Origin of the sequence: Bacillus atrophaeus, from assembly GCF_039519175.1 — a bacterium.
Classification (GTDB): domain Bacteria; phylum Bacillota; class Bacilli; order Bacillales; family Bacillaceae; genus Bacillus; species Bacillus atrophaeus.
Genome location: NZ_CP154443.1, coordinates 977,044 through 993,719, shown reverse-complemented (window position 1 = coordinate 993,719; position 16,676 = coordinate 977,044). Strand labels below are relative to the sequence as shown.

Sequence of the window (16,676 nt, the reverse complement as noted above, 5' to 3'; positions counted from 1 at the left end):
CTCCTTTTAGAACGGTAACAATATGCCCTATATGGAAAGTTTTTAAAACTGTTCGTTTTTTTTCATCTGTTTCGGGAATGGTACAGTGTACAGCAAAATGGGGAAAAGGAGACGTAACTTGTGAATAGAGAAAGACATCCGATGCCTATAGATTTTTATCAAAAAACAGCGCTTGAGCTTGCCCCGTCTCTTCTCGGCTGTTTATTAGTGAAGGAAACAGACGAAGGCATAGCTTCAGGTTATATTGTGGAAACAGAGGCCTATATGGGCGCAGAAGACAGAGCGGCCCACAGTTTTAACAATCGGCGGACGAAACGTACCGAGATCATGTTCGGGGAAGCGGGACGGGTGTATACGTATGTCATGCATACCCATACATTAATGAATGTTGTCGCCGCAACAGCGGATATTCCCCAAGCTGTGTTAATCAGAGCCATTGAGCCTCATGAAGGCCAGTTTTTAATGGAGCAAAGAAGGCCTGGCCGGCGTCCAAGGGAGTGGACTAACGGTCCCGGAAAGCTGACAAAAGCGATCGGGGTGACCATGAATGACTACGGCCGCCTGATCACTGAACAGCCTCTGTATATTGAAAAAGGGTATACGCCGGAGGAGATATCGACAGGTCCGCGTATCGGGATTGAAAACAGCGGTGAGGCGCGGGACTATCCGTGGCGTTTTTGGGTAACGGGAAACCGCTATGTCTCGCGATGATTCCATGTTTAACCACTAGGCAATGCGGGGAATTATTGATAAAAAGGAAGGGAGAGTTCAATCGTGAAAAAATTGTTCAAAAACGTTGTGAAATGGGCGCCGATCATTTATCCGATCGTCAGAAAAATCATGAAAGATCGAAAAGCGTCTAAACAAAAGCATATGTCCGCATCCCATACAGCCGGCTGATCCGGCTGTTTTTTTATGGGTCTGTCCTCCTTCATCACCCATCCCGGTATTTCCTCTGTTCATTGACTTGCATCCATCCCCATTATAGAATTTATGTACATTTACTCGTTTTCCTTCACCATTCTTTCTGCCTATTCTTCATGCCCGCATCTACTCTGATAGGAGGTTTTTCTCATGCTTCATGGGCGGCTTCGTGAAATTTTACGCTTGCTTATGGCTGCTGATGCTCCGGTTACAAGCTCAGTCATCGCGGCAAATCTCAAAGTGACATCGCGGACGGTCCGCAATGACATAAAGGAATTACAAGACATCCTTGCCCAACAGGGCGCCGTTGTTCATTCAGTCAGAGGTTCAGGCTATCAGCTGCATATCCAAAACGAACAGAAATTCAGAGGGCTTCTTCAGGACGTATTTCAGCAAAATAAAGGCCTTCCCGTCTTTCCGGAGGAGAGAATCAGCTACTTAATGAAACGGCTGCTGCTGACAGAGCACTATCTTAAACTCGACAGTCTGGCAGAGGAGCTGTTCATCAGCAAATCGACCTTGCAAACGGATCTGAAAGAAGCCAAGAAACGGCTGCTTCCTTACGACATTGTTTTGGAAACACGCCCGAATTACGGTTTTAAGCTTCGCGGCGATGAAGTCCGGATGCGATACTGTATGGCCGAATACATTGTAGATGAAAGAGAAACTGAGATTGATTATCTGAATGAAAAGGCTGATATTTTGCCAAAAGAAGAAATCGCCGCCATCCGATCAGTCATCATGAAAAAAGTGAACAATGTTCAAATCCCATTGTCCAATCTCGGGCTGAACAACCTTATCATTCATATCGCCATTGCATGTAAACGGATACGAACAGGAAACTATGTATCTCTTTTTCCTGAAGATATGGAAAATATCTTGCTTCAAAAAGAATACAAAGCCGCTCAAACAATTGTGGAAGAGCTTGAATCAGAGCTGTCTGTAACTTTCCCGGAAAGTGAAACAGCCTATATAGCCATTCACTTGTTGGGAACAAAACGAATGACACAGTCTCAAAATGGAGATACAGAGTATACAGGATTCATAGATCAAGAAACAAGTAAGCTGGCTGCCTCTATCATTGAAACGGTTGAGGAAGAGTTAACTTTAGGTATCATGCACGATCAGGAGCTGAGGATGGGGCTGGCGCTGCATTTAAAACCGGCAGTCAACCGTAATCGGTATGGGATGAATCTCCGGAATCCAATGCTATCAGCCATCAAAGAGAATTATCCTCTTGCTTTTGAAGCTGGAATTATCGCAGGGGTGGTCATCAAGGATAAAACGGGGATTGAGATCCACGAAAATGAAATCGGTTATTTGGCCCTCCACTTTGGGGCTGCGATAGAACGAAGAAAAACCGAAAGCCCCCCAAAGCGCTGTATCATCGTCTGTGCATCAGGAGCCGGCAGCGCCCAGCTTCTGAGAGAAAAGCTTCGTTCGCACTTTGGGAAAAGGCTCGATATTCTCGGGACGGCAGAATACTATAGTCTTGATCAAATATCCTATGAATCAGTTGATTTTGTCGTCAGTACAATTCCGATTAAAAGGGAACTGCCCGTCCCCGTTCTGAAAGTAAACACGATACTAGGCGGCAATGACTTTGCCAAAATCGAATCCAAATTGGACGGCGAGAAAGAACCGGACAGCCGGTATATCAAAAAAGAGCTTGTCTTTTTACATCAGAATCTTCAATCAAAGGAAGACGTGATTCGATTTTTAGGGCAAAAAGCTGTTGAACATGGCTTTGCGGAGGACGGAATCATAGATTCGATTTTTGAAAGAGAAGCCATTTCTCCAACGTGCTTCGGAAATCTTGTCGCCATTCCGCATCCTCTAATTCCGCAGACCGAATCTACATTCTGGGCTGTCTGCACGCTGAAAAAACCGATTGACTGGGAAAATAAACGCGTGCAATTTGTCTGTCTGCTGTGTGTGGAAAAAGAGAATAAAGCGGATTTGCAAAGCATGTATAAGCTGCTCGGCAGCATACTGGATGATCCTGCGGCTGTCAGCCAGTTATTAAAAAGTCGTACATACAAGGAGTTTTTGGAGATATTTCGTAAAAAAACGATCCGATAAAGGCCTGGAAATAACATTTTTCCGCTGTCAGCGGAAAAAGCCTGAGTGTATATGAAAGCGATTTCATAATATGATGATATCAACAGCAAGACAATACAAACCATCAAACTCTTAGGGGGCCTTTTACATGAATATATTACTAGTTTGTGCAGCAGGTATGTCTACTAGCTTGCTTGTGAGCAAAATGGAGAAAAGTGCAAAGGAACAAGGAAAAGAGTATACAATTTGGGCTGTTTCAGGTGACTCTGTAAAAAATCATATTGATAAAGCGGATGTTTTGCTGCTTGGTCCGCAAGTCCGTTACATGCTTCCGCAGCTGAAAAAACTAGGAGAATCGAAAGGAGTTCCGGTAGATGTCATTAATACCGTCCATTATGGCACATGCAACGGGGCTGAGGTGCTGAAATCGGCAGAACAGCTTGGAAATGCGTCATAGAGAGGGGCGGAACATGTGAATAAAGTCAACCAATTATTAGAAGAAAAGGTCATGCCAATCGCCGGAAGAATCGCAGCACAGCGCCACTTGCAAGCGCTTCGTGACGGAATCATTCTTACGATGCCGCTGATTATCATTGGATCTTTTTTCCTCATCATCGGCAACCTGCCGATTCCGGGATACGCGGAATTCATGACGAAAACATTCGGCAGTTCTTGGGCTGAGAAATTATCCTACCCGGTTGACGCCACATTTGAAATCATGGGGCTTGTCGCCGCGTTCGGGATTGCCTACCGGCTGGCGGAAAAGTATGGTGTCGATGCCTTGTCGGCGGGAGCGATATCCCTGGCGGCTTTTCTTTTAGCGACGCCGTACCAAGTGCCGTTCATACCGGACGGATCGACAAAAGAAATACTGGTCAGCGGCGGTATTCCTTTATCCTTGATGGGAAGTAAAGGGTTGTTCGTCGCGATGATTATCGCGATGGTCTCCACAGAGATTTACCGTCTGATTATTCAGCGCAATATGGTATTTAAAATGCCGGATGGCGTTCCTCCGGCGGTCAGCAAATCATTTATCGCTTTAATTCCGGGTTTTGCTGTTATCTTCCTCATTTGGGGAGCGCGTCTGATTGTTGAAGCGACTCCGTTTGAAAGCCTTCATAATGTTGTAAGCGTTTTACTGGGGACACCGCTTTCCATACTTGGGGGCAGCCTCGGCGGAAGCCTTGTCGCCGAAGCCGTCAAAATGCTCTTGTGGGCTTGCGGCCTGCACGGAGCGAATATTGTCGGGGGCGTCATGGCGCCAATTTGGTACGGAGCCATGGATGCCAACCGGGTCGCATTTCAGGCAGGGGAAGCACTTCCGAACATCTTCACTCAGCAATTTTTCGAAATCTGGATTAATATCGGCGGAAGCGGCGCCACGCTCGCTCTTGTCATCACGATGTTTTTGCGGGCCAGAAGTAAGCAAATGAAGCAGCTCGGCAAGCTTGCAGTCGGTCCGGCCATCTTCAATATTAATGAACCGATCATCTTCGGAATGCCGATTGTCATGAATCCGATGCTTCTCATTCCGTTTATCATCACCCCTCTAGTCACACTGACACTGACATACATCGGCATGAGCACAGGCCTTGTCGCTAAACCGGCCGGAATTGCCGTTCCTTGGACCATGCCGCCGATCTTCTCAGGCTATCTGGCAACCGGCGGAAAAATCTCGGGTGCGGTCATGCAGGCCATTAACATTGCCGTTTCGTTTGTCGTCTATTACCCATTCTTCAGAATGTGGGATAAACAAAAGCTGAGAGAAGAAAGTGAGCTCGAGCAGGCTCAAGCACCTTCAATCCCGGAAGACAAAGAAGCGGTTTTGTAAAGAAAGGAAGTGAAACGTGTGAATGAAAATATGGAACAAATCATCTTTCAAATTATTCTTCATGGAGGCAACGGCAGAAGCTCGGCAATGGAAGCGATAGCCGCCGCTAAAAACGGTGACAGAGCAGAAGCGCTGAAAAAGCTTCAGGAGTCAGCTGATGAATTGCAAAAAGCCCATCATTTTCAAACCGAATTAATTCAAAATGAAGCGGGCGGGAAAAAAACAGAGATGTCGCTGCTGATGGTTCATGCGCAGGATCATTTAATGAACGCGATGACTGTGAAGGATTTGGCCGCTGAAATGATTGATCTTTATGAGAAAATCACCGTACAAAGGGGAGCGAGTATATGACAAAAGGATTGAAAATCGTAACGATAGGCGGAGGATCAAGCTATACACCCGAGCTGGTGGAAGGATTAATCAAACGGTATGATGAGCTTCCGGTCAGAGAATTGTGGCTCGTTGATATACCGGCAGGAGAAGAAAAACTGAACATTGTCGGCACGCTCGCAAAGCGAATGATTGAAAAAGCAGGAGTGCCGATTGACATTCATCTGACACTTGATCGGAGAGAAGCGCTGAAAGATGCCGACTTTGTCACCACTCAGTTCCGCGTCGGTTTGTTGCAGGCGCGTGCCAAGGATGAACGAATCCCATTGAAATACGGTGTCATTGGACAGGAAACAAATGGTCCGGGCGGATTATTTAAAGGACTGCGCACTATCCCTGTGATTCTTGAGATCGCAAAGGATATCGAAGAGCTTTGCCCGAATGCCTGGCTTGTTAACTTTACAAATCCGGCAGGCATGGTGACTGAAGCGCTCCTTCGCTACTCGAATCTCAAGAAAGTCGTCGGCTTATGTAATGTTCCGATCGGCATGAAAATGGGCGTTGCCAAAGCATTGGATGTAGATGTCAGCCGGATTGAAGTCCAATTTGCGGGATTGAACCACATGGTCTTCGGATTAGATGTCTTCTTGGATGGTGTCAGTGTGAAGGATCAGGTCATCGAAGCGATGGGAGATCCGAAAAATGCGATGACGATGAAAAATATTTCCGGCGCCAACTGGGAGCCTGAGTTTATTAAAGCGCTTGATTTGATTCCATGCGGATACCACCGTTACTACTTCAAAACGAAGGAAATGCTTGAGCATGAAGTGGAAGCGTCCCAAACAGAAGGAACCAGGGCGGAAGTTGTGCAGCAGGTAGAAAAAGAGCTGTTTGAACTTTATAAAGATCCAAACCTTGCGATTAAACCGCCGCAGCTGGAAAAACGGGGAGGCGCTTATTATAGCGATGCTGCCTGCAACTTGATCAGTTCTATTTATAATGATAAACACGACATTCAGCCTGTGAATACGATCAATAATGGGGCAATCGCAAGCATTCCTGACGATTCAGCCGTTGAAGTGAACTGCGTCATGACGAAAAACGGACCGAAGCCAATTGCAGTCGGCGATTTGCCGGTTTCCGTCAGAGGACTGGTTCAGCAAATTAAATCATTTGAACGCGTCGCCGCAGAAGCCGCTGTGACAGGAGACTACCAAACAGCGCTCCTCGCCATGACGATCAACCCGCTTGTTCCGTCGGACACTGTGGCGAAAGAGATTCTGGATGAAATGCTTGAGGCCCATAAAGAGCACCTGCCTCAGTTCTTTAGATCAATTGAAGCGTAATGAGAAAAGGTCCGGCGCGCAGCCGGACCTTTTTGGCTGATATGAAATACGGACCTTCTAAAACGGACACAACACCGGAGTTTTCTCTAAGGAACGAACACGCGGAAGTTTCCAGGCAAACAAAAACCCAAAAAACAACGGGAGGTTCATTTCTGGGTCATGGAGCAGTTATTTGCTTTCACTTAGTGACGCGACTTCTGTTGTCCAGCCAAATGGATCAGGCTCAGTGCCTTTTTGAATGCCTGTGATCGTGTCATATAATTTCTTGGCGATTTCTCCTGTTTCACCGTGATTGATAACGAGGTTTTCATCCTGCCAGATCAATTCGCCTACCGGAGAAATAACGGCAGCCGTTCCTGTGCCGAACGCTTCTTCAAGAATACCGTCTTTGTGTGCCTGGATCACTTCATCAACGGAGATTTTCCGTTCTGTTACCGGCACTCCCCAATGCTCAAGCAGGTTGAGGACGGAATTGCGGGTGATTCCCTCCAAAATGCTTCCGTTCAGCATAGGCGTGATGATTTCGCCGTTAATTTTGAAGAAGATGTTCATGCTGCCGACTTCTTCAATGTATTTTTTCTCAATGCCATCCAGCCAAAGAACCTGTGAAAAGCCTTTTTCCTCCGCGATCTGCTGTGCTTTTAAGCTTGAGGCATAGTTTCCGGCTGTTTTTGCATTTCCTGTTCCGCCTCTTACCGCGCGGACAAATTCGCTTTCCACGGCAATTTTGACAGGCTTGATGCCTTCTTTGTAATAAGAGCCGACCGGAGACAGAATGATAAACAGCTTGTATGTATGGGACGCCGCCACGCCAAGGAAAGGTTCGGTTGCAATGATAAACGGACGGATATACAAGGACGTGCCTTCTGCTTTCGGAATCCAGTCTTTATCAATTGCGATGAGCTGCTTTAAGCCTTCAAGGACCTGTTCTTCATCAATTTGAGGAATGCAAATTCGATCGTTTGATTTATTGAGCCGTTCCATATTTTTATCCGGTCTGAAAAGCAAGACCTGATCACTATTTGTCACATAAGCCTTTAAGCCTTCAAAAACCGTTTGGCCATAGTGATATACCATAGCGGCCGGGTCCAGTGAAACGGCTTGATAAGGAATAATTCTCGGGTCGAACCAGCCTTGATCAGCAGCATAATCCATTACAAACATATGGTCAGTAAATACTCTTCCGAATGCAAGCTGATTGGGGTCTGGTTTTGGTTTTTTGGCTGAAGTTAATTCAACACGAATCGTTTGTTTAGTCATGGTCAATCTCCCTGCAGTTATATTGTTTGTAAAGTCAAACTTGTTTGAAAATAATTTATATTCTATTGTATACCTTCCCCAAATATTCGCAATAGGTTTACTCAAATTTGTGAAAAGTTATCAAAAAAAGCAGGAGAAATGTTCCTCTCCTGCGCGTTCATTTGCCTGCCATTTCGTTTTACTATCTCAAATCCAGCATGAAAATATGCAGCGTGGATTCTTATAAAGAAGAGACTTTTCCGGTTTTGTAAAACTCTTCAATCGCTTTATCGACGTAAACCCAGCCCTTCCAGCCGATATGGATGGTATCTTTCATAAAATATGGGTCATATTCGTGGCCTGATAAGTCTGCGACCTGAAAGCCCTTCGCTTCGATTTGTTTTTTCACCTTTTTATAATAATCGGTGCGGCCGTTTTTCGGGAAGCCGGTATAGTCATACCACTTGCCGTTTACCGGAATCGAAACAAACATCGGTTCAGCGCCGGCGTCTTTCAAGATATCGAGCATCAGTTCAAAATCACCGAATTCCGGCGATTTTGCATAGGTTCTGTGCTTGTTTCTGTCTTTAAATTTCGGAACCTTATGCTTTAATTTCCGGTATGACGGATCATCTATATGGAACACATTTGAACGTGAATGATCCTCACCCATTTTATCAGCCTCTTGTTTCAGCACAGACCATGGCTTATCCTTCACTGATTCTGATACATGCCGTTTTGGACCCTCTGATTCGGCCATCGAATAATAAAGGTCTTTCTTTTGAAGGAGGCTGTAATACGATTTTGCAGCCGGCTTCAGAAGGTTCACCTTCCATGTTTGGCCTTCCAGCATGGCTTGGTACAGCTCAGAAAGAACAGCATCGTTTGTGACGGCTTTATAGTGCAGCATACGTTTCATCATTTGCTTCTTGACAGCAGGGTCGATCGTATCATTAAACGCCAAATCAAGGCCTTGCAGCGCTGAATAGTTTGGCGCAAAATGCTGTTCATCAGACCCATGTTTGGTAAACCATTGCGGAGATACGATAAACACGAGTTTTTTACCCTTCAGCTGGTCAGCATGCGCGGCGAAATTTATAGCGTGAATCAAGGATTGTGAGCCGCCTTTCCCTATAAGGTAGGGAGTGAACCCTTGGTTGTTTACTTGAAAATAATTAGACGGATGAAACTTATCCAGCCGTGAAAGTTCAGAAGATCCGTAAATCGGCAAATACTTCTGTTCTTCAAGCATTTTATTTTGCAGATAAAGGCCTTGAAACATATTCGGATTCAAGGCAGTTGCTGATTCTTCGACTCGTTTGTCCGGGATGAAACGCGTGAGCCACGAAGCCGGAACTGCAATGGCTCCCACGAATAGGATAAACGCCAAAATAATTGGCCCAAAAAAACGCTTTTTCATTATCTCAACTCAGTCAGCTTGTTCACAATATTGTTCGGCGTATTCCATTCATCACGGTCAAACTCAGTGATCGGCACGGTAATCTCAAAACGGTTTTCAATCGCAAGCAGCAGTTCAACTGTTCCGAAAGAATCAAGCAGGCCTTCTTCAAAAATTTCAATATCAGGATTCTCTTTTACGATATCCTCTTGGCAAACCTCAGCTATAACGTCTAATACCTCTTGTTTAAAATCCATGTCTACATCAGTCTCCTTTAATGGTGGTGAAGAAATAATTTTCCTGAAAAGATATAAAATCCAAAGCAAACAAAATGGAATGTGATGACAATGGCTAAAGCGGTTGTCCAGCGGTTGGACGGAAGCCACTTGTATTTTTTATTCCATTTCTCGAAAAAGTTATAACAAGTCATAAGCAGGGCATGATAAAGCCCGTAGATTAAGTATTGCGGCGCGAGGCCATGCCAAATTCCCATCAGCATAAACAGCAGGAAGTACCCGATGTTCGAGACGGCCATTCGGTTTTTAATCCATTTTTTCTTTGTCATCCAAAATACAAACCTCATAAAGACATAATCTCTGAACCAGAAAGACAATGACATGTGCCAGCGGTTCCAGAAATCTTTAATGTTTTTGCTGAGAAACGGTTTGTTGAAGTTCTCCGGTGACTTGATGCCCATTATATAGCTTACACCAACGGCAAACATCGTGTAGCCTGCAAAATCAAAGAATAAGTACAGGCTGTAGCCATACATGTATAACAGGTTTCCGAGAATCTTATTATGCGTGATCGCAGGCAGGTTCATAATGAAATACGTATTAATAGCATACCCGATAATAAATTTGTACAGAAACCCGATGAAAATTTTGTGAATCCCAATATACAATAAGTCCGCGTATTCTTTTTTCGTCCATGCTTTCTGTTCATCCTTTGCAAATCTGCGGTACCTGTCAATCGGACCGGAAGAAATGGTCGGGAAAAACAGAATGAAATAAAGCAGCCGGTGGAGCGGCGGTTTTTCCTTAATTAATCCGTCGCGCGTCTCCATGATCAGCTGGACGCCTTTAAAGGTTAAATAAGAAATCCCTAAAAAGCTGATCACATTGTGCGGCGGATGATGGCCGTGCGGTTCCGAGAAAAACGGTATCACCTTCGATAAGAACAGCGGCAGAATCGAAGCGATGACAGCCATACAAAAGACAAAGCCGCTGTTTGCTTTCATCCTATAAGCCAAGTAGCCTCTGATCAGAAGCACCTGCCATAAGGTAAACAGACACAACGCGATAACGCCGTGTAAGTCGTGAGAAAAAATCAAAGCCAATACAAGAATCGATATCAACATGTTGTACGCTTGGAACCTTTTTCCGTTGAGACCTAAGATGATGGTCGGCAGAAGAAGGATTCCAAGAATAATAAAGAACAAAAACGAACTGTAAGGCGTCATACAAGAACCTCTTCGCCAATGCGCTTCCGGTCAATTTTTCCGTTTGCCGTCATGTGAATATGATCTTGATAGATGAATTTTCTCGGAATCATATAAGCCGGCAAAAACGTTGCAAGCTCTTTTTTAATGGCGCTTGTCAGCTGGAATTCTTTCTGGAATTCGTGATCATCCGGAACAATCGCGGCAATGAGATATTCAACTGTTCCGTTAGGCTGATACGGGATGACGACAGCGGAACGCACATATTGAGACTGCCGTACATGAAACTCAATTTCCTCCAGCTCCATTCTATAGCCATGAAGTTTGATCTGGAAATCAAGGCGTCCTTGGCAGAAAATCTGACCATTTTCTTTATAACCGGCGTCTCCAGTTCGGTATGCCGGCTGTCCTTCATGGAAAAAGAACACGTTGTCCGTCAGTTCAGGTTCACCAAGATAGCCTTTGCTTACACTCGGCCCGGAAATGATGATTTCTCCTTTTTCTCCGTCTGGAAGCTTATTCCCTTGTTCATCCATAATGAGAATGTCCATATCAGGTTTTTCAAAGCCGACAGGAAGAAATTCATTTTGTTCAATGACTTCAGGGGTAATTTCCACGGAAGTCACTGCGACAGTCGCTTCAGTCGGTCCGTACGTATTAAAGACCTTTGCCTGAGGGAAACGTTCCAGCAGCGCTTGGGCCACAGACGTTGGAAGGGCTTCTCCGCAAAACATGAAAACCTTTGCTTCAGGCAGAAGCTCCTCTGTAAACGCAGGGTCCATCAAGCACACTTGTGCAAAGGAAGGAGTTGATGTCCAAACGTTCAGGCCTGACTGCTTTAGCTCTTCAAACAGAATCTTCGGCTTGTTGACGGCATCCTTCGTTACACAGTGTAATGTTCCTCCGGATTGAAGGCACGGATATAAGTCCATTACAGATAAATCAAACGAAAATGGTGCTTGATTTAAAAACGTTTTTCCCTCTCCAATCGGAAAATCCGCACAAATCCAATTAGTGAAGCTTTGCAGGTTTCTGGCAGAAATCTGCACACCCTTTGGATTCCCTGTACTGCCAGAGGTATAAATAATATAGAACGTTTCATGTTCTTTGACCCAATGGTCACGGCTGATCGGGCCTTCTCCGTTTGACAGCAGCTCTTCCGGCGACACTGTTTTGATCAAATGGCTGCCGGTATCAAGCGGAAGTCCTGAAACGTTAATCAACAGTTCAGCGCCCGAGTTTTCGATTATTTTTAAAATACGATCAGCAGGAATAGACGTGTCCACGGGGATATAAGGGTGCCCCGCTTTTACGCTTCCTAAAAAGGAAACAGCCATTTCTGGTTCCATATGGCCGTACACCAAGACAGGTGCTTCTGGTTGGCCTGCCATGCTTTTCTGGATGGAGGCGGCTGCCCGGTCAGATGACTCCCACAATTCCTGATAAGTGAGAGACCGTCCTTGGGAATGGAAAGCAGCGGTTTGCGGCTTAAGTTCCGCATGTTTCTGAATAGCATTTAATAATTTCATTGTTATTCTCTCCAATTAGAAGTCGTTGTAAATATAAGAACCGGTATTCGCGGTGTGAAAACCATAAATAAAAAATAAAAGCAACAGTATCAGCAAATAAAAACACGTATAACCAATCCACTTTACGGCTGTGTTTTCATACAGCTTTTTCATCAATTGCATCATATAAAAATCCTTTCCCCTTTTTTCAACAATTACAACAGTATATGACGAGCGGATAAGCAAAAAGTTTCATAAATTTAATAAAATCCCTATCTATTTTACCTTAACATTTGCTTAACACGAATCGGTCATTTTTTTAAAGTTAAAGCCAGACGAATGTAATATCGCCGCCTGCACAATAATAATGAAAAAAGGCGGCAAATTCAAGGTCAATACACCCGATTCGCCGAAAGTAAGGAGAAGATGCATGGGAAAAAAGAAAAAGCAGTTTGCCATCATCGGGCTGGGGCGTTTTGGCGGAAGCATCTGCAAGGAGCTTTATAAGATGGGGCATGAAGTTCTTGCAATCGATATGAATGAGGACAAGGTAAATGCATATGCGCCATACTCTACCCAGACTATCCACGCAAACGCAGCTGAAGACAATGTACTGAAAGCGCTTGGCATCCGCAACTTTGAATATGTAATCGTGGCAATCGGAGCCGATATCCAAACCAGTATTTTAACAACCTTGTTTTTAAAAGAAATGAACATCAAAAATGTGTGGGTAAAAGCGCAAAACCACTATCATCATAAAGTGCTGGAAAAGGTAGGCGCAGATCGTATCATTCATCCGGAAAAAGATATGGGCGTTCGAGTCGCACAGCGCCTTGCCGACGAAAAAATTCTTGATTACATTGAGTTGTCCGAAGATTACAGCGTTGTCGAATTGAGAGCGACGCGCAAGCTTCATGACAAAACCATTCTGGAGCTTGATGTCCGTGCGAAATATGGGTGCACGATTTTAGCCGTTAATAAGGAAGGCAAGGTAGAAGTCGCTCCGAACCCGGAAACAAGGATAGAAGAAAACAATTGCTTTGTGGTCTTGGGGCGTAAACGTGATATTCAGCGGTTTGAGGACGAAGGAATGTAAGCGCAGCTTTTTAACTTATAGAAAAAGTATTGTATTTAAAAAAATTCTTTTTGCTTTCCGGACGCGGGAGGCTTAATAAAGGGGGAGCGGGCGGTCTGCCGCTGCTTTTTATGGCAAAATAGAGCTCTTTATCATGCCCTTTAGCGTCTTGTGAAATATGAGAGAAGTTATTATGATAGATAAGGGAGCAGAAACATCATATAACCTGCCATTTGATGGCATCCATGTCTCATTTTCATCACGACTGACGGCTGGAAAACGTAAGCCTTTTAATAGAAAGGAAGAGGAAGATGAACGAAAAAAATAAGGGTGGAGGCCGGAAAGCGCCGGAAAAAGAAAGTCTGGGGCACATTCTCTGGCAATTAACCCGTCCTCATACATTAACGGCATCGTTTGTACCCGTATTGCTCGGAACGGTATTGGCGATGTTTTATGTGAAGGTTGATATATTGCTGTTTATCGCAATGCTGTTTTCTTGCTTATGGATTCAGATTGCCACGAACTTATTTAATGAATACTACGATTTTAAACGAGGATTAGACACAGAGGATTCTGTCGGGATCGGTGGAGCGATTGTAAGACACGGAATGAAGCCGAAGACGATTTTGCAGTTAGCCTTGGGATCATATGGAATCGCCATTCTGCTCGGAGTGTATATCTGTATGAGCAGCAGCTGGTGGCTGGCTGTTATCGGACTTGTCGGTATGGCTGTAGGTTATTTGTACACAGGCGGGCCGCTTCCGATTGCGTACACCCCGTTCGGCGAATTGTTTTCAGGCATATGTATGGGATCTGTTTTTGTCCTTATCTCTTTTTTCATTCAGACTGATATGATTAACACACAAAGCATTCTGATCTCGATTCCTATCGCTATTCTTGTCGGTGCGATCAACCTGTCAAACAACATCCGCGATATAGAAGAAGACAAAAAAGGCGGCCGTAAAACATTGGCCATCCTGATGGGGCATAAGGGGGCCGTCATCCTATTAGCCGCTTCCTTTGCTGTCGCTTATATTTGGATTGTCGGATTGGTTATTATGGGAGACACAAGCCCATGGCTCTTTTTGGTCTTTCTAAGTGTGCCAAAACCGGTGCAGGCGATTAAAGGCTTTGTTAAGAAAGAACTGCCGATGAACATGATCGTGGCAATGAAATCAACAGCGCAGACGAATACATTCTTCGGATTTCTGCTGTCTATCGGATTACTGATCAGTTATTTTAAATAAAAAGGGAAAAAGCTTACAGGAAAACGGTATTCTTGTAAGCTTTTTTCTTCATTATCGGAGCTAAGCGCAGACGGACAAGTGTTAAAAAGGCGGACATCTTGTTCAGCAATCTGTCATATTCGAAGTCGTTTTGTAAAAAAAATCATAAAACCCCGCTGCCGGTAAGTCCGTCTAGTACATGGACAGGATGATGCATCCGTTCAAAGGAGATGACAATGATGGATTTAACTACGACAAATATGGATGATTTAAAAACAGTCATGGAAGATTGGAAAAATGAATTATTAGTATATAAATTTGCGTTAGATGAACTTGATACAAAGTTCTCAATCATCAGCCAGGAATATAACCTGATTCACGGGCATAACCCGATTGAACATACCAAATCACGTGTGAAAAGCTTTGAGAGCATAGTGAATAAGCTGATGCGCAAAGGATGCGAGATTACGACGCATGAAATGAAGGAGCATATCCATGATATCGCCGGCGTGCGTATCATTTGTTCATTTATTTCCGATATTTATAATATTGCCGAAGTGCTGAAGCAGCATGAGGATTTAAACATTGTAAAAGTAAAAGATTATATTAAAAATCCGAAAGCGAACGGCTATCGAAGCCTGCATTTAATCATTGAAATTCCGGTGTATTTAACCAATCGGGTGGAATATGTGAAGGCTGAGATTCAGATTCGCACGATCGCCATGGATTTTTGGGCCAGTCTTGAGCATAAAATTTACTATAAATTAAATAACGATGTCCCGAAGCATTTGACAGATGAGCTGAAAGAAGCGGCGGAAATTGCCCATTATTTAGATGAAAAGATGCTTGGGATTAAGAATGAAGTGGATTAACGGGGCGCTTGGCTTGGACACAGGCTGTCAGCTGGTCCATCATGAAATGGCAAAAAAGGCCGGAGGTACGACTCCAGGCCTTTTTTGGGTTATTCGCTGACTGTTAATCTTACAAATTTTCGTTTGCCGACTTGGATGGTCATCTGAGGCAGAACTTGAATGTCTGCATGAATATTTTCTGCTTTTTCTCCGTTTATTTTAACCCCGCCGTTTTGAATCATGCGGCGCGCCTCACTCTTGGACGGAAGAAGTTCTAATGTCACAAGTAAATCTATAATAGGTGTTGTTTGATCACCTTTCCAATGTACCGTTGCGATGTCTTCGGGCAGGCTGTTTTGCTGAAAGACCCGTTTGAATTGCTGCTCGGCCGCTTCGGCTGCTTCTTCTCCATGATACATTCTGACAATGGTTTTACCTAAGAACATTTTTGCGTCTCTTGGATGGAGGGCTCCGGTCTCTAAGTCTTTCACCAGCCGTTTTTTTTCTTCAAGCTCTAAATCGGTTGCAAGGTGGATGTATTTTTTCATCAAACTGTCCGGCAGTGACATTGTTTTTCCGTACATATCATTCGGATTCTCATCAATGCCGATGTAGTTGTGCTTGGATTTAGACATTTTTTCGACGCCGTCTAATCCTTCCAAAAGCGGCATAAGGATGACGACTTGTTTTTCTTTTTTATAGCGTTCTTGAAAATGCCGGCCCATCAGAACGTTGAAATGCTGGTCGGTACCGCCGAGTTCAATATCGCTTTCTAAGACGACTGAATCGTAGCCTTGCATTAATGGATAGAAAAATTCGTGCAGGGAGATCGGTTTTTGCATCGCGATTCTTTCTTCAAAATCATCCCGCTCCATGAGGCGGGCGACAGTTATTTTCCCTGCTAACTCAATGACGTCTTCTAAATTCAGCTCTTTCAGCCATTTCGAATTGTAATGCAGCTCTACTTTTTCTTTGTCCAGCACTTTTCCGAACTGTTCAAAGTATGTTTCGGCATTATGCTGAACCTCTTCATCTGTCAGTTGTTTTCTTGCGGTTGATTTCCCCGTCGGATCACCGATTTTCCCCGTGAAGTCTCCGATCAGGAGCTGCACGATATGGCCGTTTTCTTGAAATTGGCGCAGTTTGTTTAAAACGACGGTATGCCCTAAGTGGACGTCCGGCGCCGATGGGTCTAACCCAAGCTTGATTTTTAAAGGCATGCCTGTTGCTACCGATTTTGCGATTTTCGTTCTTAATTCTTCCGGCGGGATGACTTCCTGAGCTCCTGTCATATATAAATCCAGCTGCCGTTCTACCTCTTTTTGCTGTGAAGCTGTCAGGTGTATCGTTTCCATAGCTGTTCCTCCTCTTATTTTATTCAACGCAAAAAAGCCACATCCCGAAAAGGGACGTGGCTGTATGCACGCGGTACCACCCTAATTGAA

General features: G+C 44.4%; 16 protein-coding genes, 1 pseudogene and 1 other annotated feature (1 of these 18 running past the window's edge). Of the genes and pseudogenes, 10 read left to right on the top strand and 7 right to left on the bottom strand.

Translation table 11 applies throughout. The annotated features are described in order from the left end of the window. Positions 1 to 120: 120 nt before the first annotated feature. The 7 genes and pseudogenes from AAHT65_RS05150 (at position 121) to licH (ending at position 6,492) form a co-directional block, all read left to right on the top strand. Positions 121 to 711, top strand: a complete 591-nt coding sequence (locus tag AAHT65_RS05150) for a DNA-3-methyladenine glycosylase (RefSeq protein ID WP_343311078.1) — start codon at positions 121 to 123, stop codon at positions 709 to 711. 31 nt (positions 712 to 742) lie between these two features. Continuing rightward, positions 743 to 900 (top strand): annotated as a pseudogene (locus tag AAHT65_RS05145) (hypothetical protein). A gap of 174 nt (positions 901 to 1,074) precedes the next feature. Continuing rightward, complete coding sequence (gene licR / locus AAHT65_RS05140) at positions 1,075 to 3,006, top strand: transcriptional regulator LicR (protein ID WP_343311077.1); 1,932 nt, start codon at positions 1,075 to 1,077, stop codon at positions 3,004 to 3,006. A gap of 127 nt (positions 3,007 to 3,133) precedes the next feature. Continuing rightward, positions 3,134 to 3,442 carry a PTS lichenan transporter subunit IIB gene (gene licB, locus AAHT65_RS05135; RefSeq protein WP_003326349.1) on the top strand — a complete coding sequence of 103 codons (309 nt, stop codon included), beginning with the start codon at positions 3,134 to 3,136 and terminating at the stop codon, positions 3,440 to 3,442. 15 nt (positions 3,443 to 3,457) lie between these two features. Continuing rightward, complete coding sequence (gene licC, locus AAHT65_RS05130; protein WP_003326350.1) at positions 3,458 to 4,816, top strand: PTS lichenan transporter subunit IIC; 1,359 nt, start codon at positions 3,458 to 3,460, stop codon at positions 4,814 to 4,816. A gap of 18 nt (positions 4,817 to 4,834) precedes the next feature. Then, positions 4,835 to 5,167, top strand: a complete 333-nt coding sequence (gene licA, locus AAHT65_RS05125; RefSeq protein WP_003326352.1) for a PTS lichenan transporter subunit IIA — start codon at positions 4,835 to 4,837, stop codon at positions 5,165 to 5,167. Then, a complete protein-coding gene (gene licH / locus AAHT65_RS05120; protein ID WP_003326353.1) occupies positions 5,164 to 6,492 on the top strand; it encodes a 6-phospho-beta-glucosidase LicH in 1,329 nt (442 codons plus the stop codon). Before licA ends, licH begins: the two co-directional genes overlap by 4 nt. 168 nt (positions 6,493 to 6,660) lie before the next feature. Here licH and AAHT65_RS05115 read toward each other — a convergent pair whose 3' ends face one another. From AAHT65_RS05115 to AAHT65_RS05090, 6 genes are all read right to left on the bottom strand, one after another. Then, positions 6,661 to 7,752, bottom strand: coding sequence for a branched-chain amino acid aminotransferase (locus AAHT65_RS05115; protein ID WP_010790337.1), 1,092 nt, complete (start codon positions 7,750 to 7,752; stop codon positions 6,661 to 6,663). A gap of 220 nt (positions 7,753 to 7,972) precedes the next feature. After that, on the bottom strand, positions 7,973 to 9,151 hold the full coding sequence (dltD, locus tag AAHT65_RS05110) for a D-alanyl-lipoteichoic acid biosynthesis protein DltD (protein WP_088118238.1): 1,179 nt from the start codon (positions 9,149 to 9,151) through the stop codon (positions 7,973 to 7,975). After that, a complete protein-coding gene (gene dltC / locus AAHT65_RS05105; RefSeq protein ID WP_010790335.1) occupies positions 9,151 to 9,387 on the bottom strand; it encodes a D-alanine--poly(phosphoribitol) ligase subunit 2 in 237 nt (78 codons plus the stop codon). Before dltC ends, dltD begins: the two co-directional genes overlap by 1 nt. Positions 9,388 to 9,404: 17 nt before the next feature. Next, the gene (gene dltB / locus AAHT65_RS05100) at positions 9,405 to 10,592 is read right to left on the bottom strand and encodes a D-alanyl-lipoteichoic acid biosynthesis protein DltB (RefSeq protein WP_343311076.1); all 1,188 of its coding nucleotides are present in this window, start codon (positions 10,590 to 10,592) and stop codon (positions 9,405 to 9,407) included. Then, on the bottom strand, positions 10,589 to 12,100 hold the full coding sequence (gene dltA / locus AAHT65_RS05095; protein ID WP_088118237.1) for a D-alanine--poly(phosphoribitol) ligase subunit DltA: 1,512 nt from the start codon (positions 12,098 to 12,100) through the stop codon (positions 10,589 to 10,591). Before dltA ends, dltB begins: the two co-directional genes overlap by 4 nt. A gap of 15 nt (positions 12,101 to 12,115) precedes the next feature. Then, positions 12,116 to 12,265, bottom strand: coding sequence for a teichoic acid D-Ala incorporation-associated protein DltX (locus AAHT65_RS05090; protein ID WP_003326361.1), 150 nt, complete (start codon positions 12,263 to 12,265; stop codon positions 12,116 to 12,118). Between the two features lie 244 nt (positions 12,266 to 12,509). On the opposite strand from AAHT65_RS05090, the gene AAHT65_RS05085 reads away from it, so the two are divergent. The 3 genes from AAHT65_RS05085 to AAHT65_RS05075 all read left to right on the top strand — a co-directional run bounded on the left by AAHT65_RS05085 (position 12,510) and on the right by AAHT65_RS05075 (position 15,252). Next, a complete protein-coding gene (locus AAHT65_RS05085; RefSeq protein ID WP_010790331.1) occupies positions 12,510 to 13,175 on the top strand; it encodes a potassium channel family protein in 666 nt (221 codons plus the stop codon). Between the two features lie 290 nt (positions 13,176 to 13,465). After that, positions 13,466 to 14,401, top strand: coding sequence for a 1,4-dihydroxy-2-naphthoate polyprenyltransferase (locus AAHT65_RS05080; protein WP_003326364.1), 936 nt, complete (start codon positions 13,466 to 13,468; stop codon positions 14,399 to 14,401). A gap of 218 nt (positions 14,402 to 14,619) precedes the next feature. Beyond that, positions 14,620 to 15,252, top strand: coding sequence for a GTP pyrophosphokinase (locus AAHT65_RS05075; protein WP_003326366.1), 633 nt, complete (start codon positions 14,620 to 14,622; stop codon positions 15,250 to 15,252). Positions 15,253 to 15,341: 89 nt separating this feature from the next. On the opposite strand, the gene tyrS is transcribed toward AAHT65_RS05075, so the two are convergent. Continuing rightward, complete coding sequence (gene tyrS, locus AAHT65_RS05070) at positions 15,342 to 16,586, bottom strand: tyrosine--tRNA ligase (protein ID WP_343311075.1); 1,245 nt, start codon at positions 16,584 to 16,586, stop codon at positions 15,342 to 15,344. A 47-nt stretch (positions 16,587 to 16,633) separates the two neighbouring features. Beyond that, positions 16,634 to 16,676: a binding site (T-box leader), on the bottom strand; it runs 172 nt beyond the window's last position.